The organism is Nocardia sp. NPDC058499 (genome assembly GCF_042719915.1).
Taxonomy (GTDB): domain Bacteria; phylum Actinomycetota; class Actinomycetes; order Mycobacteriales; family Mycobacteriaceae; genus Nocardia.
In genome coordinates, this window is sequence record NZ_JBHXMZ010000020.1 from 1 (window position 1) to 22,958 (window position 22,958).

The 22,958-nt window shown below is 66.1% G+C and carries 21 protein-coding genes; 4 read left to right on the forward strand and 17 right to left on the reverse strand.

What is annotated here, in order from left to right:
- Window positions 1-627: 627 nt before the first annotated feature.
- The 3 genes from ACFWPH_RS33005 to ACFWPH_RS33015 all read right to left on the reverse strand — a co-directional run bounded on the left by ACFWPH_RS33005 (window position 628) and on the right by ACFWPH_RS33015 (window position 3,617).
- The gene (locus ACFWPH_RS33005; RefSeq protein WP_378756200.1) at window positions 628-1,017 is read right to left on the reverse strand and encodes an Lsr2 family protein; all 390 of its coding nucleotides are present in this window, start codon (window positions 1,015-1,017) and stop codon (window positions 628-630) included.
- Between the two features lie 97 nt (window positions 1,018-1,114).
- The gene (locus ACFWPH_RS33010) at window positions 1,115-2,083 is read right to left on the reverse strand and encodes a hypothetical protein (RefSeq protein ID WP_378756201.1); all 969 of its coding nucleotides are present in this window, start codon (window positions 2,081-2,083) and stop codon (window positions 1,115-1,117) included.
- Window positions 2,084-2,549: 466 nt separating this feature from the next.
- A complete protein-coding gene (locus ACFWPH_RS33015; RefSeq protein WP_378756202.1) occupies window positions 2,550-3,617 on the reverse strand; it encodes a hypothetical protein in 1,068 nt (355 codons plus the stop codon).
- A 502-nt stretch (window positions 3,618-4,119) separates the two neighbouring features.
- Between ACFWPH_RS33015 and ACFWPH_RS33020 the strand changes: the two genes are divergently transcribed.
- Window positions 4,120-4,923 carry a ParA family protein gene (locus ACFWPH_RS33020; protein ID WP_378756204.1) on the forward strand — a complete coding sequence of 268 codons (804 nt, stop codon included), beginning with the start codon at window positions 4,120-4,122 and terminating at the stop codon, window positions 4,921-4,923.
- Window positions 4,920-5,375 (forward strand): hypothetical protein, encoded by a 456-nt coding sequence (locus tag ACFWPH_RS33025; protein ID WP_378756205.1) that lies wholly within the window; start codon window positions 4,920-4,922, stop codon window positions 5,373-5,375. The genes ACFWPH_RS33020 and ACFWPH_RS33025 overlap by 4 nt, the downstream gene beginning before the upstream one ends.
- Before the next feature lie 94 nt (window positions 5,376-5,469).
- Here the strand turns inward: ACFWPH_RS33025 and ACFWPH_RS33030 are convergent, their stop codons facing one another.
- The gene (locus ACFWPH_RS33030) at window positions 5,470-7,020 is read right to left on the reverse strand and encodes a hypothetical protein (protein ID WP_378756206.1); all 1,551 of its coding nucleotides are present in this window, start codon (window positions 7,018-7,020) and stop codon (window positions 5,470-5,472) included.
- Between the two features lie 453 nt (window positions 7,021-7,473).
- On the opposite strand from ACFWPH_RS33030, the gene ACFWPH_RS33035 reads away from it, so the two are divergent.
- Together ACFWPH_RS33035 and ACFWPH_RS33040 are read left to right on the forward strand one after the other, a co-directional pair.
- Window positions 7,474-8,514 carry a replication initiation protein gene (locus tag ACFWPH_RS33035; protein WP_378756207.1) on the forward strand — a complete coding sequence of 347 codons (1,041 nt, stop codon included), beginning with the start codon at window positions 7,474-7,476 and terminating at the stop codon, window positions 8,512-8,514.
- A 4-nt stretch (window positions 8,515-8,518) separates the two neighbouring features.
- Window positions 8,519-8,791 (forward strand): replication protein RepB, encoded by a 273-nt coding sequence (locus ACFWPH_RS33040; RefSeq protein WP_378756209.1) that lies wholly within the window; start codon window positions 8,519-8,521, stop codon window positions 8,789-8,791.
- A gap of 49 nt (window positions 8,792-8,840) precedes the next feature.
- Here ACFWPH_RS33040 and ACFWPH_RS33045 read toward each other — a convergent pair whose 3' ends face one another.
- The 13 genes from ACFWPH_RS33045 to ACFWPH_RS33105 form a co-directional block, all read right to left on the reverse strand.
- Complete coding sequence (locus ACFWPH_RS33045; protein WP_378756211.1) at window positions 8,841-9,977, reverse strand: Replication protein Rep; 1,137 nt, start codon at window positions 9,975-9,977, stop codon at window positions 8,841-8,843.
- A 446-nt stretch (window positions 9,978-10,423) separates the two neighbouring features.
- Window positions 10,424-11,002, reverse strand: a complete 579-nt coding sequence (locus tag ACFWPH_RS33050) for a hypothetical protein (RefSeq protein ID WP_378756212.1) — start codon at window positions 11,000-11,002, stop codon at window positions 10,424-10,426.
- Window positions 11,003-11,004: 2 nt separating this feature from the next.
- Window positions 11,005-12,591, reverse strand: a complete 1,587-nt coding sequence (locus ACFWPH_RS33055; protein WP_378756214.1) for a peptidoglycan DD-metalloendopeptidase family protein — start codon at window positions 12,589-12,591, stop codon at window positions 11,005-11,007.
- 3 nt (window positions 12,592-12,594) lie between these two features.
- On the reverse strand, window positions 12,595-14,310 hold the full coding sequence (locus ACFWPH_RS33060) for a hypothetical protein (protein WP_378756215.1): 1,716 nt from the start codon (window positions 14,308-14,310) through the stop codon (window positions 12,595-12,597).
- Between the two features lie 85 nt (window positions 14,311-14,395).
- A complete protein-coding gene (locus ACFWPH_RS33065) occupies window positions 14,396-15,874 on the reverse strand; it encodes an SCO6880 family protein (RefSeq protein ID WP_378756216.1) in 1,479 nt (492 codons plus the stop codon).
- 40 nt (window positions 15,875-15,914) lie between these two features.
- Complete coding sequence (locus ACFWPH_RS33070; RefSeq protein ID WP_378756218.1) at window positions 15,915-17,642, reverse strand: hypothetical protein; 1,728 nt, start codon at window positions 17,640-17,642, stop codon at window positions 15,915-15,917.
- Window positions 17,636-18,439, reverse strand: a complete 804-nt coding sequence (locus tag ACFWPH_RS33075) for a hypothetical protein (protein WP_378756219.1) — start codon at window positions 18,437-18,439, stop codon at window positions 17,636-17,638. The genes ACFWPH_RS33070 and ACFWPH_RS33075 overlap by 7 nt, the downstream gene beginning before the upstream one ends.
- An 82-nt stretch (window positions 18,440-18,521) precedes the next feature.
- The gene (locus tag ACFWPH_RS33080) at window positions 18,522-19,115 is read right to left on the reverse strand and encodes a hypothetical protein (RefSeq protein WP_378756220.1); all 594 of its coding nucleotides are present in this window, start codon (window positions 19,113-19,115) and stop codon (window positions 18,522-18,524) included.
- Between the two features lie 13 nt (window positions 19,116-19,128).
- Window positions 19,129-19,377 (reverse strand): hypothetical protein, encoded by a 249-nt coding sequence (locus tag ACFWPH_RS33085; RefSeq protein ID WP_378756222.1) that lies wholly within the window; start codon window positions 19,375-19,377, stop codon window positions 19,129-19,131.
- Window positions 19,374-19,649 carry a hypothetical protein gene (locus ACFWPH_RS33090; protein ID WP_378756223.1) on the reverse strand — a complete coding sequence of 92 codons (276 nt, stop codon included), beginning with the start codon at window positions 19,647-19,649 and terminating at the stop codon, window positions 19,374-19,376. The genes ACFWPH_RS33085 and ACFWPH_RS33090 overlap by 4 nt, the downstream gene beginning before the upstream one ends.
- Window positions 19,646-20,353 carry a hypothetical protein gene (locus ACFWPH_RS33095; RefSeq protein ID WP_378756224.1) on the reverse strand — a complete coding sequence of 236 codons (708 nt, stop codon included), beginning with the start codon at window positions 20,351-20,353 and terminating at the stop codon, window positions 19,646-19,648. The genes ACFWPH_RS33090 and ACFWPH_RS33095 overlap by 4 nt, the downstream gene beginning before the upstream one ends.
- Window positions 20,350-22,278: a cutinase family protein gene (locus ACFWPH_RS33100; protein ID WP_378756225.1), complete on the reverse strand. Its 1,929-nt coding sequence runs from the start codon at window positions 22,276-22,278 to the stop codon at window positions 20,350-20,352. Before ACFWPH_RS33100 ends, ACFWPH_RS33095 begins: the two co-directional genes overlap by 4 nt.
- Window positions 22,275-22,949, reverse strand: coding sequence for a hypothetical protein (locus ACFWPH_RS33105; protein ID WP_378756226.1), 675 nt, complete (start codon window positions 22,947-22,949; stop codon window positions 22,275-22,277). The genes ACFWPH_RS33100 and ACFWPH_RS33105 overlap by 4 nt, the downstream gene beginning before the upstream one ends.
- Window positions 22,950-22,958: the final 9 nt, after the last annotated feature.

Genomic DNA, 22,958 nt, shown 5'->3' on the forward strand with positions numbered 1-22,958 from the left:
AAAAACCCCTTGTTTTGTGTGGCGTTGACCGCGTCGGCGACGCGCAGGTGTCGCGAAAGGGGGGATGCGGGGGGCTTTCCCCGGAGGGGGGGGGGGGGGGGGAAACCCCCCCCCCCCCCACCACTGAGCGCGGGCCCACGGATGTGGGACCGGGCCGCCGGAGGCGGCGCACCCGACAGCCCCTCCGGGGAGGGGCGTGGTCGGAAGGGGAGGCGGAACCCCCTCCTGGAAGGAGGGGGCAGGGGGAGGAAGGAACCCCTTCATGAATGAAGGGGCAGGGGATGTTGATGTGTGTATGTGTGATGGGTCAGAACATGTGCTTATGGAGCTTGCGGAATACATGTTCTGACCCATCACACATACACACTCTCTTTCTATTCTCTTCATCTTTTGTGGGTTCCCGCTCACCCCCGCCCCTGGTTTTGAAGACCACCCTTGGTATGCAATCTTTTGCTTTTCGCAGAGCAAGGGTGGTCATCAAAATCGGAGCGCAGCGGAGAAAGGGGCGGGGGTGAGCGGGAACCCACTGGTCAGCGCCTTGCGCTGACCTCCAGAACGCTCGATACACCTGGGGTACAGCATGGGGTAGAGGGTGAGGTAGGTCCTCCTCACCCTCTACCTCACCCTCTACCCCACCCCCAACTGACCGTTGGCAGTCGGCGGCTTCGACCGGTTCCGGGCCTTGTAGGCCGCTCGAATCTCGTCGCTGATCTTTCCGCGTGGCGGCACTTCCAGGTCCGCATTTCGGGCCCACTTTCGGATCTCGGAATCTGTGCTTCCGCCGGTCTTTGTGCCGCGTTTTGGTGCGTTCGGCTTCACGACACGGGCAGCGTCCTTGTATCGGCTGAGAAAGTCTTCTAGTTCCTGCTCGTTGGCTGTGGTGAGTTCCAGTTCATAGGTCACGAACTTGTCGGGTGTGCCGATCCCGAACCGCACCGTGCGGCCGCCGTCCTTGGGGATGGGTTCGCCGGTCAGATCGTCGGCCAAGTTCACTACGACTTCTTTGGTGATCGCCACGGATCTGCCTCCTGGGGTGTTGCGGTTGATAGCGCTCTTTTGCCAGCGTAGCGGGCCCTCGGCATCTATCGGCGGGCGCTACCTCCGTCTCGTAAATTCAGGTAGTTAATCGCCATCTGAATCGACGTACACGCGGCTTTGGACGGTCCGCTATGAACCGTGTCAACGATGTATCGAGATCACGTGAGGCCGCGCGCAACTCGTCCGCGCTGACGAACCATGATCGGGGCATTTGGCCGATAGTGTCGGTGATCGAAGAGCCGATGATCTGTTCCATGGACGTGAGAGACTTCACGGCGGACTCGGGATCACGAATCAGGATCGGCCATCGGGAACTGATCCCGAAGGCTCCCATCATTCCTGAGTCTGAGAACGCCGCTACACCGAAGGTGTGGAGCAGGCGGCGGTACCGGTCGATATCGTCCATCTGATCGAGGTCGGCTGTCGGTGATGTGTCGAACAGGCCGGTGTGTAGCCGCACCTCAGCCAGTACGCATGGAACAGCGAGTGAGGCCAGCGCGGCGACGCGGTGATTTCCGTTCGTCTCGATGCGGAATAGCGGTCCTGCTGGCGTGTCCCATGCTTCGACCTGAATCGCAGGATCGTCGGCAGAGCCGAATAGTTCGGCTAGTCCGGCAGGGTCGCCTTGCTCCATCGCGATTCGTGCCGCGAATTCGGAGATGCCGGCCACCGGTTCGGCTGCCGTATGTGGCGATTGGCTCGCGCTGGTCTGGCGTCGGCGGGCTGCGTTGCCGTTGTCATGGATGAACGACCGTGTGCCTGGCAGCTTGAGCAGGACGCGGGCGGGGCTGATCCATGCCGTGAATGTCTCGGAGACTCCGAGTTCGCGTGATGCTCGGGGCAGGTACGGCCGGGGCCGCGCCGCGTAGTCCTCGATCCGCTGCGCGAGGGTTGCGGGTTCCGGGTCTGGTTCATGCCGAAGGTGAGAAGTCAGAAGTTTCAGACCGTCTTGAAATCGGCGCGTGGTGTCCGCGCGGAGGTATCCCAACTTGATGAGACGGGCGGCCGCGGCCGCGTCGGCGGGCTCCCCGTTCGTCTCGAACATCGAGCGCTCCGGCATGTCCGCTCCCCGTCCTTTGCCCGGTGTTGTCCGCGGTGATAGCGGGCGACTTCGGTCGGTTTGTTCATCGCGGCCTGGTGGTCGTCGTGTGTCGTTCCGCGGCGCTGGTTCGCTTCCACTGTAGGGCGCTCCACTGTTCAACTGGTTCACGCGAACGGCAGTGAACAGCTCGATCGGGGTGTTCATCTTCGGCGCCTGTCGTGCGGGCGAGCACGGGTATTCCAGTCGCATGTTCACCCTCGGTGAGTGAACGGGATGAACGCATTGGTCCGTCGGCGTGCTGTGTTCACTCGTTCGCTGAACGGGGCCGGAACGGGGCTGCCGCGCCAACTTCGTTGGCTTGCCTCCTGGATCTTGTGGTTGCGTTCGCTGAACACACGACGAGGGCCCTCGGACAGGCTCCAACTGTCCGAGGGCCCTCGTGTTCGCTTACGCGGGGATTGCGGGTTGTTCAGTCGTCCACGGTGTGACGTTCGCGGATGATCAGGTGAGCCAGGATCGCGCCCATGCCGACCACGGCGACGGGCAGGCAGGCAACCATGGTGATGATCCACCAGGGCGCGGCTGTGATGTGGCGGGCTTCCATGAAGTGATAGGCGACTTGGCCGGCTGCGCCGATCGCAAGGCTGGCGAACGCCGAGACCATGGCGTAGGTGCGGGTCGTATGCGTCTTGATCCGGCCGGACAGCCACACGTAGAGGGCGTAACTCGCGTACGCCTCGACCCCGATTGGCAGCGTGATCGCGCTGTTGATCGTGAAGCCGTCGGCGATACCGGGCAGCGGGTGAACGACGCCGAATCCGGTCGCCTCGCCGAGTCCGACCCATCCCGACCAAATAGCGACGAATGCCGGAAAGGCCATCAGCAGAACCGGCCAGGTCGGGAGTCCTCGGCCGGGCCGGGCCTCCGATACTGGGATCGGAGGTTCGGTGTTCACCTGCTCGGTTGCCGAACCCTCGGCGGCAGTAGTGCCCATATGGCCGCTATTGCCACCCATGTCGGCCGGTGAACGCTCGGCGGGCGCGGCCGGGGCGTTCACTGCGGCAGGCGGCCTCTGTTCGCCTGTTTCGTCAGTGACGTTCACCGGCTTGTGCTGTTCGGTGGCGTGTTCACCGCTCCCCCGCTCCGGCGTCTCGTCGGCAGCCTCCGGGGCCGGGCCCGCGGCGGGGTCGGTCTGATCGAGAGTGAACACGTTGGTGCCTCCTGACGGCTGTTCGGTGCTCTGTTCGCTGTCGTGTTCGGTGTTCACTCCCCCGGTGCTGAACAGTCCGTCGTCCAGGTCGGGCAAGCCGTGTTCGCGCCGGTACTCGGTGACGACCTTCCACACCGTTGTGCGGCCGACCGTGCGGTCGTGCTGTGCGAGCCACTGGCGGACTTCGGGCCCCGTGGGCTCGATCCCAGCGGCGTGCATCTGCTCGCAGGCGTACATGGCTGCGTCGCGCTGCTGCTCGCGGCCTCGTAGTGCCGCGCGGTGGAACCGGTCCGTCTCGTCGCCGACCAGGTGCTGTGTCGCCGTCATGGCGTTCACCCAACCCTCTCCGTTCCCCTACCCCCACTATGGGAGATGGAGCCGCTAGTGCCCATTACGTTGATAATTTCCACTAGTGCCCATATGGGCAGTAGTGGAAGTAGTGCCACTACTGGAGGCGTGTCCGGGTAGTGGCTGTAGTGGCGATAGGGCATACCGTATATCTCGTGATGATGGATGTATAAGGCATGACAGATTTCGACACCAGAACCATAGTAGCGCTAGTGCCCATATGGGCACTAGTCCCGCTATGTGCGACAGGGTTGATAGTGTGTATCTGTGGCGCTAGAGGCACTATGGTTAGTAGTGGTATTGGTGCAAACTAGTGGCACTTGCGCCGCTATGGCCTGTACCTGCCTCTAGTGGAGATATGGGCAATAAACCTCGTATGGGCAATAGCGCCCATGTGGGCCATGTGGTTGATATGGTTTGCGGCAGAAGGGGGCTTCGTCCGGCCGCCTGACCTGCTGCTGAACCGAAGGAACGGTGGACTATGACCAGTACATCCGCAGCGTCAAGCCGCATCATCGCGGTAGCGCTGCAAAAAGGGGGAGTGGGGAAGACAACGACCACCATCAACCTCGGTGCCGCGCTCGCGGCCATGGGTATGCGGGTGCTCGTTATCGACCTCGACCCGCAGGCCAACGCGACGACGGGCCTCGGGATCGAGCTGGACCAGAACGACGCGACCATGTACGAAGTGCTGCACTCAGACCGCGCCGAGCGCGTCAAGCTGCTGGAGGTCATCAAATCGACCGCGTTTGGAATTGACGTAGCCCCAGCTCACAAGGCCATGAAGAAGCTGGAGCGGGAAGGGCTCGGCAGCGGGGGACAGCTGCGCTTGGCCCGGCAGCTCGACAACCTCGAGGGCTATGACTATGTGCTGCTCGACTGCCCGCCTGCGCTCGGTGAGCTGACCACGGCCGGGCTCGCGGCCGCCGATGACGTTTTCGCGCCGGTCGGACCGGGGCCGGATGAGATCGGCGGCCTGGTCGATCTCGGAAAAACCATCCTTGACGTGCAGGAGGAGTTGAATCCGGACATCGATATCAGGTACCTGGTCGTCTGCGGATTCGACGGCCGCAACCAGGTCAGCAAGGACGTGCGCAACCAGCTGCGCGATGACTGGGGCGCCTGGGAAGACGGCGGCCGGTTCGTGGGCACGATCGCCCACACGGTGAAGGTGCCGGAGGCGAAAGGCCGGCGGGTGCCGATCTTCGCGCATGCGCCGACCTCGACCGCTGCCGAAGACTTCCAACTCGTCGCGAACCGCATCGTGGAAAGGACTCGCCAGTGAGCGGCCAGCAGAAACCAGGGCTCGGCAACGTCGGGCCCACTCGGGTACTCACACGCGAGGAACGTCGAGCTGAGGCGGCGCGCGTGCAGCGTGAGCAGGAGAGCGCCGAGCCGTCCGCGGCCGCCGCCGAATCGACCGCTACGGCGGCGGACAATGCTAGTGCCCCTGCTGCCACTAGGGGCTCCGGCAAAGCCGCTGGTAAGGGTAAGAAATCGGGAGAGGGGAGCGAGCGCACCAAGCGGCTGGCCGGTTCCTCGGATGTGCTGTTGTCGCTGCCGTCCGATCTCAAGGACCGGATGGAATCGGTCATCGCGTACACCTACCCGCACACCGGAATCAACCAACAGCAGGCGTTCATCCGCTGGTCCATCACGAAGTTGTGCGCAGAGCTGGAAGCTCGGTACAACGACGGCGCTCAGTGGCCGGAGATCCCGAAGCGCAAGGCTGTCTGACCTGCGCGGATGCAGCCAATATCGGCGGTAGTGCCCATAGGGGCGCTACCGCCGATTGCGTTTCCGGGGGGGCTCGTGCCCTTCGGGAGGGCGGCTACCGGTTGTCGCTCTCCGACGCTTCCGGGGGTGTATCGGATGAGCGGGAACGGTTGCGTTCTTCCTGCATGAGGCCGATCTGTTCACGGAGCGATTCGACTTGCGCAGCGTGGGCACTCTGGATCGAATCGAGCTGCGCCGTAGCGCGTGCTTCGTCCTGGGCGCGTTCGGCGGTTCGCTCTGCGGCGAGGCGGTGCAATTCGTCCTGGTGGAGCCGCTGACTGTCGTCCAGGCGCGTTTGCAGGGCCTCGACCCGCCCGTTCGCGGCCTCGAGTTCTGTCCGATGCCGGCTTTCCGCGGCGTCGAGCCGTTCTTGCAAGCGGTCCCGATCGGTACGCACGTTCGCGAGTTCTTCGCGGGCGGCTGCGGCAGCCGCCTCGTCACGGGCGGAAACCCGACGGGCCTCGGCCGCGTCTTCCTGAGCGGCGCGCATCTGGTCCGCCGCGCTCTCGGCAGCCGATCGCGCGGTCTGCGCCTCGGCCTGGGCCGCCGCGATGGCTGTCGCGGCTTCCTCGCGGACGCGGGCGATCTCCTGCTCCGCGTTCTGCTCGGCCGTACGGATTCGCGCCTGTGCATCGGCGTCGGCGGACTCGATCCGCTGCTCTGCGGCCTGTTCGGCGTCGGCAACGCTGGCGGCTGCGGCGCGCTGTGCGGCGGCCACCTCCTCGGCGGCCGCGGCGGCACCCTCCTGGATTCTGGCGTTGGCCTCGGCAATTGCCGTGTCGGCGTCGGTTCGTGCGAGTTCGGCGGCGGCCTGGGCGTCGGCGACTGTTTGGGCGTCGCGCTCGGCCTGCTCGGTCGCGGTCTGCTCGGCGCGGTCGGCGCGGGCGTTGGCCTCCTCTGCGGCCTCGACGGCTTCGACGCGGGCCTGTTCCCCGGACTCCGCAGACTGGCGGGCCTTGCGCGCGGCCCGTTCGGCGGTCAGCTGGGCGCCCTTGGCCTCCTCCACCTTTCGAGCCTCGTCGTGCCGGACGGATTCGATCTCGGCGAGACGGGCTTCGTCGTCGCCGACGAGAGCGACTTGTTTGCGCAGCGCGTCTATGGAGCTGGTCAACTGCGTCTTGACCAGCTCGGCCACCTGCTCGACCCGCGATATCTGGTCCGGAATCGACATGCGAGCCAGGGACACCGGCCGCACGCCGCCGGGGTCGTCGGTGACGGGCTCGGCCTGGGGGAGCGCGCCGGCCTCCAGCCAGTTGCGCAGCCGCATCGCCCGCGTAGCGGTGTGTTTCGGCTTCCTGTGGGCGTCTCGCACCACGGCGCAGTAGGAGAAGGGCTTGCCCTTGCCCGGTGGCTGCGGGGGATGGAAGCAGCCGGGGAACCGGCAGATTTGGGCATCGAGAGTCGATGTCGAGCGAACTAGCCCATCGAGCGCGTACACGTCGCGGATCTCGCCGACCTGTCCAGTCAGCTCGGAAATCGCGGCGTCATCGAGCGCGCCGCTTGTCCGCGCGGTCTCGATCGCGGCGAACACCGCCTCCTGCGCCGCAGAGAGGTCAAAGGCGTCCTCGTAGCCGATGGGAGCACCTTGGGTGTCGTTCAATGGCATACATAGATCATAACATGACTTGCATGACGTTATGTTAGTCATGTTATTTTATTACCGTCACTTGACGATTCCGCCGAGGTGCAGCTGGGCCGTCGGTTCCCCGCCCGCCGGGCGGAGGCTCGCGGCCCAGCATCGGCGTGAACTCCGTCGGGGCTTCACGCCGATGCTGGGCCGCCCCTCCGATACCAACTATCTGCGGCAACACGCTTAGCGTGAATTTTGCAGTCCGGAAACGCACAGACCTTCACTCCACTACGGTGGGGCTACCGGCCAGCCTGGACGTGACCACGAGAGTCGGGAGGCAAGCCAACAAAGTTGGCGCGGCAGCCCTTGTTGTGTCCTCCTGTCCGGATGCGTTGATTAGGCGGCTTCGGAACGTCCTACCTAATCAACTTCGAAAAACCCCAGGTGGAACCCCCGTACCCCTGAAATACCGGATTAGGTGGCTACGGTGTGTCCTATCTGATCAAATCGCGAATGTGGGGCAGACTGCTGGCCATGGACACCGAGGTCGAGGACTGGACCGACGTAGATACGCTGCCGTTCCCGTTCGAAAAGCATTGGCTACCGCGCCGGCCGCTGGCCGGCAAGAGCAAACACGGCGGCTACTACCGTATGTCCAGGGATGCGGCGTTGGAACGTCCCTATATCGAAGCCAACCCGTTGGTGATGAAAAGTCTGGTCATCACCGATCACGACGGCGGCCGCGCTGATGAGATCGTGGGTCTGGCAGGGCTGCCGCCACCGAGCTATATCGCGATGAACCCGCATCTGCGCAATGGGCACATCGTGTATGCGCTGGCCACGCCGGTGGTGCTCACGGACGCGGGGCGCCGCCGACCGGTGAACCTGTTGTCCAGGGTGGAGTCCGGGCTCAACGACATGTTGGGCGGGGATGTGGCCTACGGGGGGCGGACCACAAAGAACCCGAGGCACCAAGAGCATCTGCCCTTGTGGGGCCCGGATTACGCGGTGTACTCGCTGAAGGAGCTTGCCGACCCGTTGGAACGGCTCGGGGTGCTGCCGAAGTGGGCGGGAGCGCGTGAGCGGCGTGAGAAGCTGGCGACCACCGATACCGGGCGCAATGTGGAGATTTTCGAGGTCACGCGCAAGTGGTCGTATCCGAAGCGCGGTGACTACACAGACCTCGGACGGTGGGAGTCCGCGGTGAGCGATTACGCATGGGATCGGAATGTGGAGCTGATCGGGGAGTGCTTCCACAAAGGCCCGCTGTTGTTTCCCGAGGTTCACCAGATCGCGCGGTCCATCTCGCGCTGGACGTGGCGACACATCCGCCGGTCGTTCAGTGAGGAACAGGCGCGACGTGGGAAAATGAGTGCGGAGAAGGCTGGCGCGGAAGAACTCGCCCGGCGGGGCCGTAAGGGCGGGCAGACGATGACGGAAAAGCGGCGGAATGCCATCGCCGAGACGAATCGGCGTCGCGGCACACGGTTCGATATGGACGCGATCATTGCGGATGCTTTGGAGGGATAGGGACATGACCGCGAAGACACCGCTTCGGCGAGCGAAGACCGCCAAGGAGCTGGCGGCCAAACATGGATGCTCGGACCGCACCATTCGGCGCATGATCGCCGAACCTCGCGAGGTGTTCGAGGGCCGCGCGGCATCGCTCAGTGAACAGGCTCGTGAACTGCGGGCCGGCGGCGCGAAGTACAAGGAGATCGCGACTCAGCTCGGCGTTTCCATCGGCTCGGTATCGCGCCTGCTCCACGGTCTCTACCCGAGCCAGACCACGAAAAAAGCCAGCTAGATCCGTCTACGACGCCCAAGGCCGGCCGGACGACCCCCGAACAGGGTGGTTACCGGTCGGCCTCGTCGTTTGTCCAGCGGGCCTTCGCGCGGGACTCGGCGTCGGCCTGGCGGGCTCGGGCGCGGGCGTTGCCCACATTCTGGTGCGCCAGCTGCGCGATGACGGAGCGGGCTGCGGTGCGGCCGGGGGAGTCCGCGGCGGCCGCGTTGACGGCGGCCGCGCGCATCTCGGCGAACAGCTGTCGTTTCGCGGCGCGCTCGGCTTCCTCGGCGGCGACGGTCCGGGCCCGGTCCAGCAGGGCCGGTGGCACGTCTTCGGGCACGAACCGCAAGATGTGGCAGAGGTAGCCGACGGGCCTGTCCGGAGTGGTGATCAGCTTCTTCCCGGAGATCCGGAACTCTTCGAACGCGCCGTGCACATCGTCGGCCTGCCATCCGGCAATGGCGTAGCGCGTCAGAGCGGCCGCGAGCTGGCTCCGGCTGATCCGTCGTACCCAGAGCGGCATTCGTTCGTCTCTGCGGCATTTCTCGGCCAGCAATAGGGCTCTCTGGTCGTAGGCACGGCTGATCTTGCGGCGACTCCTCGTGTCGATGTCGCGCGGAGCGCGTCGTTTCATCTCGTCTTCTGCTGAAGAAACTGATTTTGATCGTGAGAGGAAAGAAAAACCGGAGCTTCGCTCCGGTGGGGTGCCAAAACCCTGCTCAAGGAGTGTTTTCACTGCTGAGTTATCCACAGGAAGGGCGGTGGATTCGTGCAGCGCGGACACGGCGGCCCAGCCGCGGGCCCGGTCGTTGCGCTTCCAGGACTCCAGGCGTTCGGCGAGAGTGCGCTGTCGGCCACGGAATACGACGGTGCGGCATCCGAGCCGGGCCAGCAGTCGGCGGCATCGGTGGATGGTCGATTCGCTGCGGGCGACCTCGCGCTGTAGGCGGCCGACGGTCACGCGGGAGTTGCGGCCGGTGGCGTAGTCCGCGCCGGAGGATTCGGCGATGAGGTAGGCGGTGAACGTCTTTCGGCTGACCGACTCGACGGACTGTGCGGCGCGCAGCGCTGAGTAGTTCTCGTCGTAGAGGGCGAGGCAGTGCGCGAGCCACCTCGCACGGCCCCACCAACATGGCGGGGCCTCCCGGTCGGCGGAGCCGGTGTAGGCGTCCTCGGGCAGCGGCAGCCGCAGCGGCGGCAGCACGAACAGCGCGGCCGCGCTCGGGTGCGCCGGCGTGCGCCGGCGGCGTGGGGAGGTATAGCAACCTCGCCCAGATACACGTATGGGTAGCTCGGCATCGGTGCGCCCAAGATCGTGACCAGCGACGCCAGTCGCGATGCTTTGAGCTGCACGCGCGTGCTTGCTACCCTGGGAACCGCTTCTCAAAAGCGTCGGTCCTTCAGGGCCAGCGAAAAGCCTTCCGGCGGCAACCGGGGGGCTTTTCTTCGTTATGGGGTTATGGTGCTAACCAACTCGTGGGCCTGTCGGCCTCCGTCCATTCCTAGTACGTTCGGCTGTATTGATTAGGTAGGACACGCCGATCATGGCACGGTTTTTGTCCGCGTGCGATCTTGCCCGGCGCGAGTTGCCGCTACGCGCTGAAGGGGCTGCCGCGCCAACTTCGTTGGCTTGCCTCGGATTTCTGCTGGTCAACTTGAGAGGGTGGTCACGTCGGTGACGGTCCAGACGGGCTGTTTGGTGACCGTGATGAGGGTGGTTGCGGTGAGGTCCCCGGCTTCGGGCATGTAAATGCGAGTGGCGATCTTCCGTTGCCAGGTCACGCCGGTGTCGGTGGGGTGTTGCTCGCTGCTGACCTCGCTGGACGTGGTGATGTCGGCGCCAGTGTTCATCCATGATTCCCAGAGGGGTCGGGGGATCGGGTAGGGCCGGTAGGAATCCGCGGCGCGTGGGGTGAGCAGCGGCCGGGCCCGGTCGCGGGCGGTTTCCGGGCCGGTGTCGCCGGCGGCGGGCCTCCAGTCGAACAGGGCGTTCACGGCGGCCATGGCCACGGCCTCGGGATTGTCGCGGTCGAGGTCGGTCCACGGGGCCGGCAGTGGCGGTAGCGTCTCGATGCTCGCGCCGGAGGGTACGCCGGTGCCGTGATCGTCGTGTTCGCCGAAATCGTTGTTCCCGGTGCCGGAGCAGGCGGCCAGCACCGTGACGGCGAGGGCCAGGGCGACGGCGGCGCAGCTTCGCCGCCGTCGATGCGGGGGGCGAATGATGGTCACTGCTATTGACCTCCTGTGGTCGGGGCGGCGGCCGCGGCGGCGGCCTGTCCGCTGCTGTCTTGGGTGATGTATCGGCGGATGCCGATCAACTGGCCTCCGTCTGCGAGGGGGCTTTCCGTAACGGAGGTCTGGAAGGTTGGAGCGTGGATCATCTGGCCACCTCCCGCGTAGATGCCGACGTGTTCGGCTGTGCCGTCGGCACCAAAAAACAGCAGGTCACCGGCCTGGGCCTGGGATAGGTCGGCGATAGGTTGGCCTTGTCCCATCTGGCCGGGGTCGCTGGTGTCGCCGGTGTAGTGGGGGAGCTGCACCGCACCTCCTGTGGCTTGGGCGTAGGCGTAGAGCGTCAAGCCGGAGCAGTCGAATCCGGCGGCGGGGGTGCCGGTGGGGCCGTTGGCGTCGCCTCCGCCCCAGACGTAGGGGCGCCCTATTTGGGATCTGGCGGCTGCAACGACGGCTGCGCCGGTGCCGGGGTCGCCGGGGGGTGTCGGCTGTCCTGGGGTGCCTCCATTGGGGCTGCATGTACCGGTTCCTCCGCTGGGCGCTACGCCCTGTAGCCGGGTGAACAGGTCGCGGGCCTCTGCTTCGCGGGCGCCGTATTTGCCGCGCAGGTCTTCGCGCGGGCGCTGGATATCGGCGGCGGCCTCGGTGAAGTCCTTCGACTGGTAATCGGTCGCGGTGAGGCGTTCGTAGAACTCGGTGGCCGAGTGGGCGGGGTCCATGATCTCGGCGACAGTGCCGTAGTCCATGCCCGCCTGCTGCTGCATGATGCCGACCGATGCGTGATCGCCGGGGGCTACGCCGTCGTTCGGATACTGTTTGGATTCCGGGACGGCTTCGCTGGCGAGATTGCGTAGCTCGGACTCGACCAGGCCGACCGCGAGGGCGATGACGATTCCCTCATCGGGTACGCCCATGCCCTTGCCGGTGCTGATTACGATGGCGGCGTTGTGGTCGCGTACCGAATCCGCAGCGGCGGCCTGCTGGTTCGTGTCCGGGCTGCTGTCGCCGGTGGCGGTGGTGCCTTTGCGGGCGGCGTCCAGGTATGGGGTCGGATCGATTGGTGCGTACTGGGTGATGCGGTCGGCGCTGTTGTGTACTTCGAAATGCAGGTGCGGGCCGGAGGATTGGCCGCTGTTGCCGGTTCGGGCGATGGTTTGGCCGGCAGTGACCTGCTGGCCGACGGTGACCAGCACGCCGCCGGGGTCCATGTGCCCGTAGACCGTGCTCAAGGGTTTGCCGTCCACGACGTGGGACAGGACCACCCATCCGCCGAATCCGTCTACGCCTTGGTCCTGGGCGGCGGTGACCGTGCCGTCGGCGAGCGCGTATGCAGGGCTGCCCAGCGGAACAGCGAAGTCAACGCCGTGATGGTCGGGCCGGTCGGCGGTTTCGAACCCTGACCCGATTTCGACGCTGGGGTCCACCGGGTACGCCAAGGGGCCGTTGACGCTGATTCCGCCGGTGCCCGGCGGGCACGCGGCGTTCTGCTTCTGCTGTTCGCAACTGGCGAATAGCAGAAGCAACAGCAGGATGACGGCGAGGATTTTGCGCCAATGGCGCAGCAGGAAGACAACAGCGGCAGTCATCGGCTAGTCCGTCGTCATGCCGGTATTGGTGTCATGGATGCCCAATTCCCGCTCCAGGGGGCTGATCCATGTCCGGAAGGCCAGGCCGGGCCGGTCGGGGTCATCGCCCCATTTGGCGATGAATCGGCCTTTGCCTGGGTGGGGCATCGTGCGGTGCCCGGTCTGGGCCGGCGGCGGCGCGGAAGTCCAGGACAGCAGGCGGGCCCGCTCGCGGTCGGTGTAGTCGATAAGTCCTGCTTGGGCGTCGATTTCGTAGCCGTTGATGGGGCCGGTGAACGTAATCTTCGACCGGGAGATGAATCCGGTGGCCTTGCCCTGCTCGGTGAGGTCACCGGATACCTTCGTGAAGTCGGTGACGGTGTGGGTGTAGGTCGTCAGCGACACGCCGTCGGTGCGGTTGGTCCGGGTCATCCGGTCCAACGTCTTGATCTGGCTCGATCCGCCTACGTCGAGCAGCTGGGAAAGCTCGTCCATGTGGATATCGGTGACGGTTTTACGGCCGAACCCGTTGTCGGCGAGAGTCATGCGCGCGGACACGGCGGCTTGGGCTTCCATGCCGGTGAGCGCGATGATTGCCGCGCGCAGGTCGCGACCGGAGTGCACGTTGATGATGGACAGGTCGATATCGATCATGGCGGCGGTGAGGTCCAGCCTCGTTGTGGTCTGGCCGTTGAAGCTCTCGCCGAACATGCCGACGGTCAGCGACTTCAGGCTCTGCAACAGCCGGTGCGTGGTGTGCGCGAATTCCGCGACGGTCGCCGCGGCTACGGCGTAGCGCATGTCCTCGGTGGGTTCCTCCAGCTGGCTGATCAGATCCGAGATGATCGGTGGCCGTGATGGCGAGAACCGGCCACCGGCGTATAGCTCGGCCAGTGCGGCACTGATGGCGGTGGATTCGAAGTCCTCGAGCGGGGTGCGGCGACGCAACGACACCAATGCCTCGATGTTGAACAGCTGCGTTTGGTGCAGCTCGGCGATCAGACCTGCGGCGGCGCGGTGCCCGTCGGGCAACCGGTCCAGCGCCCATGCGTAGGGGGTCGGGTCCAAGGGGTTCAGTACGCCGTGGCCAGGCCCGACCTCGATGACCTGACCATCCTTGGTGCCGGTCTCGTCATTGTTGAGCAGTTCGCACAACAACCTGTAGTCGGGCTTGATGTCGGCCGGGCAGATCACCTGACGGCCGCTGGCGAGCCCGCCGAGAATGAGTTGCCGCCCCAGAGTTGACTTGCCGAATCCATTGGGGCCCAATACGACGCCGACCGGCGCGGACAGCATATCGGCGTCGAACCACGACATCTGATCGAAGAAGAACGGTGCGCCGGTCTCGTCCTGGATGCCGATGGGCCAGCCGGGGGAGATGAATTCGGTGCTGCGGGGGAACGGATACAACCCGCAAATCCGGTTCGTGGTGCCGCGAATCTCGGGGATCGGCATCGGCTTTTTCATGTATCCGCCGTAGGGCGCGAGGAAGCCGCGCGGAGTTGGCCGGCGGTCGGCCTGCCAGGGTTGGCGGGCCGCCGAGTAGCTGGCCCGCCATACCGCCAGTTCGTGGGCGCGGAGTTTGCGCGCGGCATTGAACTTGCCGGCGATGCTCATCGTCGGCATGGCCTCGCGTAGGTAGGCCACCTCATCGGCGGGCATTACGCCGTCGGCTCCGCGGGTGTGGTTCTCCTGCCGGGCGGTCACTCGGCGGGGGAGAAGCAGGCGACTGCCGGACATATCGGGCCTCCTCTACATAGGGCCACTATGGGCCATATGGCTGCTAGGGATGGGTTGATCTGCGGAAACATCGTGTCCGCGCTGGTTAGTCGGACAGAATGTCCGTCACGTCCGTTTCGTCCATGTCGGGGTAGACGCCGATCCCCAGTGCGGCCAGGAACATGGCGGCTTGATCGGAGTAGCAGGGCGCGAACTTGATGCTGGAGGCCACTCCGGCGGCGCGGATGAAGCTGGTTTCGTCCATGCCGGATGCGCCGATGGGCACGGTGACGGTGACCAGCACGCCGACGCGGGTCAGGCCGTGGCCTTCGGCCAGATCGTCGCGGGCGGCTTCGATGTCGTCGTAGCGCATCCGTTGGTTGGCATCGACCACGCCGCGCTTACGGCGCTGCACAGCAGCGAAAGCGTCGCGGTAATCACTGTCGGTGATCTCTTTGGCGTCGTGTGGCCGGTAGGGGCGATAGATCATCGTCACGCGCTTGTAGGGAGCGCGATAGGTGGATGCGAGCAGTTCATCCAGCACGTCGTCCTCGATCGGCTGCACGGGATAATCCCAGGCACGGAAGGTGAACGACTTGCCAGAATCATGCAGGTAGTAGCTGTATTCGTCGTCGTGGTAGGTCGGGCCGGCGTCGTTCCATGTGATCCCGGGGTCGCCATCATTGAGGGCCATGGCCTCGTCCAGGATCGGCCCTGCGGCCGGGTTGAACGCGGCGTGCGTGGAGGCGATGATTTCGCCGACCGTGGCGAATGAGGCGAATAGGCCGGCTCCGGCGGCCGCGTCGGTCAGCGCCTCAAGGCGGCGTGCCAAGGATTCGATGCCGGACCGGAAGTTGCCGCCGGAGTAGCGGAAGGTCACGCTGATGCGCTGGACGTAGCGGATGCGATCGGTGGCTAGATTTCCGGTGCGGTCGTCCATGACATCAAGCACCAGGTCGGGCGCCGCCTCATGGCGGCGCTTGTCGATTTCCACGTTGTAGCGGGCTCCGGTCTCGGGCACAGTGTCGGTAACCACCGCGATGCCTGCCACGTCGCCGAATGCGCCGGCACGGCGGACGAATTCGCCCCACCCCGCAACCTGCGCGTCGGTGGTGGATTCGGGCTGGGTATCGCGGCCGGTGACGGAGATATTCATGACGATGGTGACGGTGCGGTGGACCAGATTGACCAGTGCGCCGATATCGTCGCCGGTTATCGGGTCGAACAGCCGATCCAGGATGATGGGGGCGGCCAGTCCGGGCAGTCGGGAACGTCCACCAGGGACATGGGCGTACAAGCCGGTGCGGTACCGGTGGGCCATTTGACGGCGGATCGGCAGGCTGCGCAGCCAGGCAATGAAATAGTCGCCGGCGGAGGTGCCGCGGAACCGGATCATGCTGGGGCCGATGAGCAGCGCGGCGACAACGAGGATCACGATTGCGCCGGTCATCGAGTTCATCAGGTAGGCCGAGCCGATCGCCATCGCCATGGCCCCGACCGCCGCCATGGACATGCCGGATGACAAACCGGGAATCATGCCGGTTGATTCGGGTTTCCGCCATCCGGCGTATTTCTGAGATCCCATCGGGTTCTACCTCTTTCCGCTGGTGGTAAGTCTTCGGCGGCTACGTGATCCGGTTGAATGACGAGTCACGTGGCGGGCTGCTGCTGGCTGTGCTGCGGCCGGGTCTGGGGGTGCGTTTCGCGTTGGTGTTGCTGGTGCTGCCGGCGCGGGTGCTGGTACGGGCGCGGCCGCTGCCTGCATTCGGCGGTGCGGCCGAGGACTGCTTGCCGGAATTGCCGGCGCTGGCCCTGGTCCGGGTTCCGCTGCCGGTGGGCGGTGTGCCCGTGGCGCTGCTCGTGCGGCCGCTGCCGGTGCTGGTCGATCCACTGTTCGCGGTGTTGCTGCTGCTCGCGGCATTGCGGGTAGTGGATCCACCAGGGCCGCGGGTTCCGCCGCTGGTGGGGGGTGGCGCCGATCCGTTGCCGTTGCCCTTGCTGGCGGCGGCCGTCGCGCGGTTGCCGCTGGTGCTACTGCCGGAGCTGCGGGACGGGGGAGGGCCAGTGAGGGTGTGAGCGGCCGCGCGCCCCATGGCACCGACGAAGGGCACAGCCTTCGCAGTTCCCCGGCCTGCGGCGGCTGCACCGGTCAGGGCCGCGCTACCTGCGGCTTTCGCGCCTTCCTTGCCGCTGCTGAGCGCATTCCTTCCTGCTGAGACTCCAGCGCGGCCGTTGCGGATTGTGCCGCGCAGCATCGGAGTTCCGGCGTAAGAGACGTTCGTGCCGATCATGTTGACCAGCAGGGGCAGGATGAACGCGGGGGCAACCATAAGGGTGACGGCCGCCACGACATCCGCACCGGATTCCAGGCCGCGGATCTGCATGAACGCGACTCCGAAACCAATCGCCGCGATCGGTTTGAACAACAGGGCGGCGACGGCGGCGCGAACAAGAGCCCAGAACACGGTCTTGCCGCCACCAATGACGCTGGCCGCGCCTGCGATCGGCAACGCGACGGCGGCGTAGATGATCCAAAACTTCTGCATGACCAGCTGAATCAGGAGTTCCAAATACGCCAGCAGTCCGAGAATGCACAGCGCCAAACTGATGACATCCTCGGTTTGCAGCCTCTCGTCGCGTCCTGATAGCGCCTCGGACAGGGCATCGACTACACGTGTCGGGCCCTCGGGTCCGGCGGCGCTGGTGAAAATCCAGCTGGCCAGGGCGTCACTGACTCCCGATAGCGCGATCAGGACCGGGGCTGCCATCGCTGCGGCGACGGCCCAGCGGACCAGGCCGCCGACGGCTTCGGGTGCGGCGTTGTCGCCAGAGAGCATCGCGCGCTGGTACAGCACGGTTATCAGGGCGACCAGCAGGCCGAGCCCGAGCGCGATGGTCTGAAGGTCGGTGGTCAGATCGGTCATCTTCTGCACGGCGCTCTGGGTGCCGGCGACATCGACGCTGGTTCCCATGAAGAGCTGGATGACGTACTTCATGATCCAGACGAATCCGGCGAGTACCCAATCGACCATGGTCGAAAGAATGTTGCTACCGGCGTCTTTCGCTGCTTCTCCGGCCGCTGAGGACAGCACTTGGCCGGGAGTCGGGACGCATCCGACCACGGGGATCGACACCCCGTTGCACTCGTCACCGCCCGGCGCGGCCGGGGTAGGCGCGGGCTCGGTGGTACTGGGTGCAGACGGCTCCGTCGTGCCCGGCGATGCCGGCTCGGTGGTACTCGGCGGGGTGGTCGGGTCCGTGGTCGTGGGTTGCGCCGCGGCGATGCCCGCCAACGCGGACAGTATGAACAGCAGGCCCGCGAGGCCGGTTAGGAGGCGGCGGGTGATCACCATTGCGTCCATCCGACCGGTTGGGCGGTGTACTGCCCTGCTCGTGGCGTCCGTCCGCCGATGGCCAGGACATCGTTCGCGGTTTGCTCGGTGAGGTACCAGTCGCCGTCTTGCCAGATCACCGAGTAGTCGAAGGTGCCGCCCTGGGATTCGCCCTGGCGGGGCGGAAACCAGAACTGAACGCGGGTCACGGTGTCGGAGACCGGTTCGGCCTTCCACAGTGCCGGCCGGGTGATGTTCTTCTGCTGGGCCAGGCAACTGGGGTTGTCGATGCTCGTGCCGCGCTCGTAGTCGGGCAGTTGCGGGGTGAGCCGGTCACGGTCGGCGGGCGCGATGACCATCGGCACGGCGTCGTTGCTGCCGATGGTCGTGCTCCAGGTGGCCATTTGGAGCGCCGCCAGCGCTGCGCCGAGGGGTGTGCGCGAGTAGCCGCCGTAGATGCCGTCCCCGCGCTGCTCGGTGGGCCCGTCGGTGGTGCTGAACGGCAGGGCCGCGCAGCGGACCCGCTGCCACATCACCGGCCCGTCCAATGCGGACTTGTCTTGAGGCAGAACCGTCCCGCGAACGTCTTTGGCCTGCTCGACCGCTTTCGGGGTCACGTTGGTGGTGGTGACCAGCGGGGTCCCGAAGTTTTCGGAGAACCATGGGGTTTGTTTGAGCGGCTTCGCGGCAGTGGGGGGCTGTCCGGGCAGTGTGGGGCCGGTGCTGTTGTCGTCGCTGCTTCCGCACGCGGCGACGGTGGTGATGGCGACCGCGACGGCCAGGACTGCGGCGCACGCGGCGAGGGTCTTGCGCGTCATGTCCGCGCCTCCTTCGGTGAGTGGTTGGTCTGGAAAGGGCTGCCGCGCCAACTTCGTTGGCTTGCCTCGCTATTGGATCTGGTTACGTTTGGGGAAGCACTTCGAGGTCACCGGGCAGTTCGGGGTAAGCCTTGAGCACGGTCACGTTGCCTTTGGGGTCGGGCAGCTGGATGAGCCAGTTTTCGCCGAGCCAGACCAGTTGGCGGGTCAGTCCGTTGATGGACTTGTCCGGCTGCTCGAAGAGGATTTCGACGGTGGCCGAACTGTCCTGGTAGTCCAGGAACCGGAAGCCCCGGATGCGCGGGAGCCGTGAGGGGTCTGGTTGGCCGGTGACCGAGAGGTTCGCGCGGGCGGCAAGGTAGGCGGTCAGACCGTCGCCGACGGCGAAGTAATCGCGAGCGATCGAACCGAACGCATCATCGGGGGCGGTGTCCAGCAAGGTTTGCGAATCCGCGGCCGCCATGACCGCACCGTCCATGGTGCGGGGATAGCGGATGCGCTCGCCCCGGCCGGGGGCGGCCGGCGGATTCACGGTGCCGTCGGTGACCCAATCCGCACCGCGATAGCTGGTCAGGGTCAAGGGTGTGCCAGCGTCGTCGCTGCCGCCGCATCCGGCCACGGACAGGGCCGCGATGGCGGCGACGAGCAGTGAGGCGACTCGGGTACGCAGACGCATCGGGGGAGTCCTTTCAGTGCAGCCAGGAGGCGATATCGAAGGTTCTGGCCGCGATGGCGGCGGATATGAGGATGATCAGCAGTTCGCGCCAGAAGTGGGCGATGGTCGCGCCCTCGTAGTAGCGCAGGCCGCCGACGATGATCGCGGCGAACATCGCCCCGAGGGCGAAATACCCGGCGAGGCCGATCAGTTGGCCGCCGAGCTGGAGCAGCGGATCGAGCACTTCGGCCGGGAGCTGTTCGGCCAGTACGACGGTCGTCACGTGCCCATGGCCCAGTTGATGATGGTCGCGCCCATTGCGCCGCACCCGATGAGCAGCAGGACACCGCTGAGCCAACCCAGAACCGCGGACTGTTTCATGGTCCATTTCTCGTAGGCGTAGACGGCGGCCCCACCGAGGAAGGCGGCCAGGCCAACCCATCCGGAGAAGGCCCAGAGCAGGCCGAGGAACTTCTGTGCGATCTCTTCGAACGGGCCGCCGTCGGCGGTCGGCTGGCTCACAGCCAGAACGACGGCCATGGTGCTGGGGCTCATCTGCTGTTCTCCTTCTCGGCGATGTGGTGGAAGACGTGCCGGTAGATGTGTTCGAGAACCGGCGGGACTGCGGGTTTGTCGGCGGTCTGCGGAGTCCACAACCGGTCTTGTTCGGTGGCGTCCGGTATCCGCATCCGCGAGTCGTGGGCAAGGGTGTGGATCGGGATTCCGGCTCGTTCGGCAGCCGCGATCAGTTCGCGCAGCGCGAGCGTGGGACGCGGCTGATCCTCGAGCAGGGCGATTGCCGCCACCTGCGCACCGCCGCCGACGGTGCGCGAGAGCGCGCCCGCCAGCTGGCGGGCAGCGCGCACTCCGTCAGGGCTTTTCGGGGCCGTGAGCACCAGGTAGGGACTGTGGCCCGCGGGCGGCCGCCACGCCGTATCTCGCGCCACTTCGTCAGCACACCCGCACCATGCGGCCAACGTCGTGGCCCCTGAGCTCGGCAGTGCGGCCATGATGTGGAACAGCGGCGCGGACCCATCGGCGTCGGCGTCCTGGGCGGAATCCGGGACCGGCTGCCCGTGGTCGGTGTCCTTGCTCAGACGTGGACCCGGCTCGGACGCGCTGTCCATCTCGGCGGCCGCGCCAGCGTGCTCCTGGCCCTCGGGCTCGGCAGGGTCGTGTTCGTCCTGGCCCTCCTCGGGCAGCGGCTCAATGACCGGCCGGACTACGGGTTCCTCGTGACGGCGGATGATGCTGGTCATTGCTTTCTGACCTCCTTGACCTGGGCGGGCGCGGCGACGAGCACCGGGGAACCTATGCGGAGCAGGGCGCCTGCCGGGGTGTCGGGGTCGGCGGCGGCGACGCGGACGGCGATGCTGTCGGGTCCGTCCGGCAGCCACACCAGTGATGTGGTCTCGGTCGGTGCCGGGGGCTCGGTCCGGTCGCTGGTGGTCAGCCGCACGTCGCCGGGAGTGTCGGCCTGGGGATCGGCCGCGAACTCCGGGGCCCCGACCGGATTGGTGACATTGCCGTCGGCGTCGCGGTCGTAGCTGGCGTTCACCACCGGCGCGGGCTTCGCGCTGGTGCTGGTGGTGGTGGCCTTCGCCGTGGTGCTGGTGGGCGGGTTCTTCTTCGCGGCGGCCGCGTCGCTGGCTGCCTTGAGATCCCGTGCGGCGGCGATGATCCAGTCCGCGGTGATGTCCAAGGGCGTGGACCCGTCCATAGCAACGCGGGCTGTCCTGTAGCCGCCGTGGGTGGCTTGCTGGTTCCACAGCCGTGCGTCTAAGAGCACCTGCGGCAGGTCCGCGTTCGCCTTCACCTCGTTGATGAGCAGATCGAAGATGCTGGACACCTTCTTCTCGGCGCTCTGTGGCGGAATAATATTCAGTGCCGCGGTGGCCGCGTTGCCGGCGAGGTTGATCACCGGAGCGACCAGGCCCGGAGCGGCCGACGCTGCACCGGCGGCCGCGCCCGCCCCGGCGGCGGCCGCGGCCGCCGCCGGACCTCCGACCATGGCGGGCACTCCGGCGGTGACAGCGCCACCAGCGGCGGCGGTGGCGATCTGTACACCCGCATTGATCAGTGATCCGAGTGTGGAGGTGTTGAGTACGGAACCGACGAACGTCGTCACGGACGACGCGACCATTTGCCCGGCCTGAAGGAGGCCGACCAGCGGATTGGTTTGCGTGTCCGCGTTGCGGGGATCGGCGGCTTCCTCAAGGCGCTGCGAGATCGAGGCGTCGCCGTCGAAGTACACATCGGCCAGGTTCTTGCCCTTCACGTCGTTCTCCATGAACGTGGCCAGGCCGGTTCCCAACGTGTTCGCGGTCGCGGACGCCAGCGAGGTGACCACGCCGAACGGGTCGCGGGTGAAGTCCAGATTGGATTGGCCGGCGATCTGGAGCGCGGTCTTCGCCAAACTGATGCTCTTGGGTGCTGAGCAGGCCAGATCACCGTTCAAGCACCACTGCGCTACCCGTCCGTCCAATGCGCCGAAGCTGGACGCGATATCGCGCTCCGGACCGATTCCCTGGCCTTTTGGCACGTCGTACATGTCGGGGAACTTGGTCGCCGACGGCTTGGTCTTGCGGTCGGTGCCCGGCCACGGGTCCGGGCCGACCTGTCCGGCCCGGCCGGGGAACAGCGTGGCATCCGGGCCGCGGGTGGGATCGCCGAATGTGGCGACAAAGGCGATATCCCCGGCGGTGATCGTGCCTGCCTTCCCGGCCCCGATCTGCTGGGCGAGCATCGACACGGCGTGTCCGCCCTGCGAGTAGCCGAGCAGCACAAGTTTCGTTGTGGAGCACTGGTACAGGACCCGGGACGCCACTTGTGTGAGTCGGTTGTAGCCGTCGGTGACGCTGGTCTTGTAGGCGGTCGAGAGGCCCTGGTAGCCGAAATCGGCGGGGTAGGCGACGTAGGTTCGCTCGACGCGCAGACCCTCGGCCTGTGCCGCATTGAGCACCGGCAGGACGGCGGCCGACAGTTCGCCGCTGTCGTCGTCACTCGGGGCGTTCACATTCGTTTCCGTGGTGCCTGCGACAGCGAGCACGTGGATATCCGGGCAGGTGCCCGCGGTGGCGGCCTCCTCGGCGTCGGCCGGGGGAGCGAGGACCACCATTGTTGCGGCGGCCACAGCCGCGCATATGCCGGTCAGGGCGGTGGAGCGCACCGCGAGCGTTCTCATGCCAGCTCCTCGCCGGCGTCGTCCTGACCCTCGACCAGCGCGGACAGTTCGGCCTCTTTCCAGTCCTGGAAGCCGGGGGTCTCGCACCAGGCGACGGCGGCGGGCGGGTTTGCCGGGTCGTCGTTGATTTCGATGTCCAGCAGCAGCCGCCACGCGGTTGCCTCGCGGATGAGGGAGGACGTATCGACGTGGGGATTGGTGAGGGTGAGGTGCAGCCGGGCGAGTTCCGCCTTGGCCAACTGCCGCGCCTTCGACGCCAGGAAAATTGCTTTTCCGGCGGCGCTCTGGTCCGCGCTGGCCTGATTTCCCTTGCGGTAGTGGCGGTCTCGTTCGTGGAACGTGCCGTACCACAACACGGTGCCCTCGGCGTCGCACACCGCGTACGAGTTCACCGCGTCGGCCCCCGCCGCGGACAGGCGGATGACGGGTACGCCTTCGGCGGCGTCGGCGTTCAGCTCGGAGAGCCGCTGGCGGGTGATCTCTTCACGGATCGTGTCGTAATCGACGCCGATCTTGCGCAGCTCGTGTTTCACTGCGGCGAACTGGGTTCCGGTGAGCCCGCGCTCTTTCGCCCATCCGTACAGCTGGCCGTGCGTGGTCATCGCCTTCAGCTGCTCGGCGTCGGCGGTGACAGCCTCGGTGATGGCTTCCCATGTGGCGCTGGTAGTCATGGTGGTGGC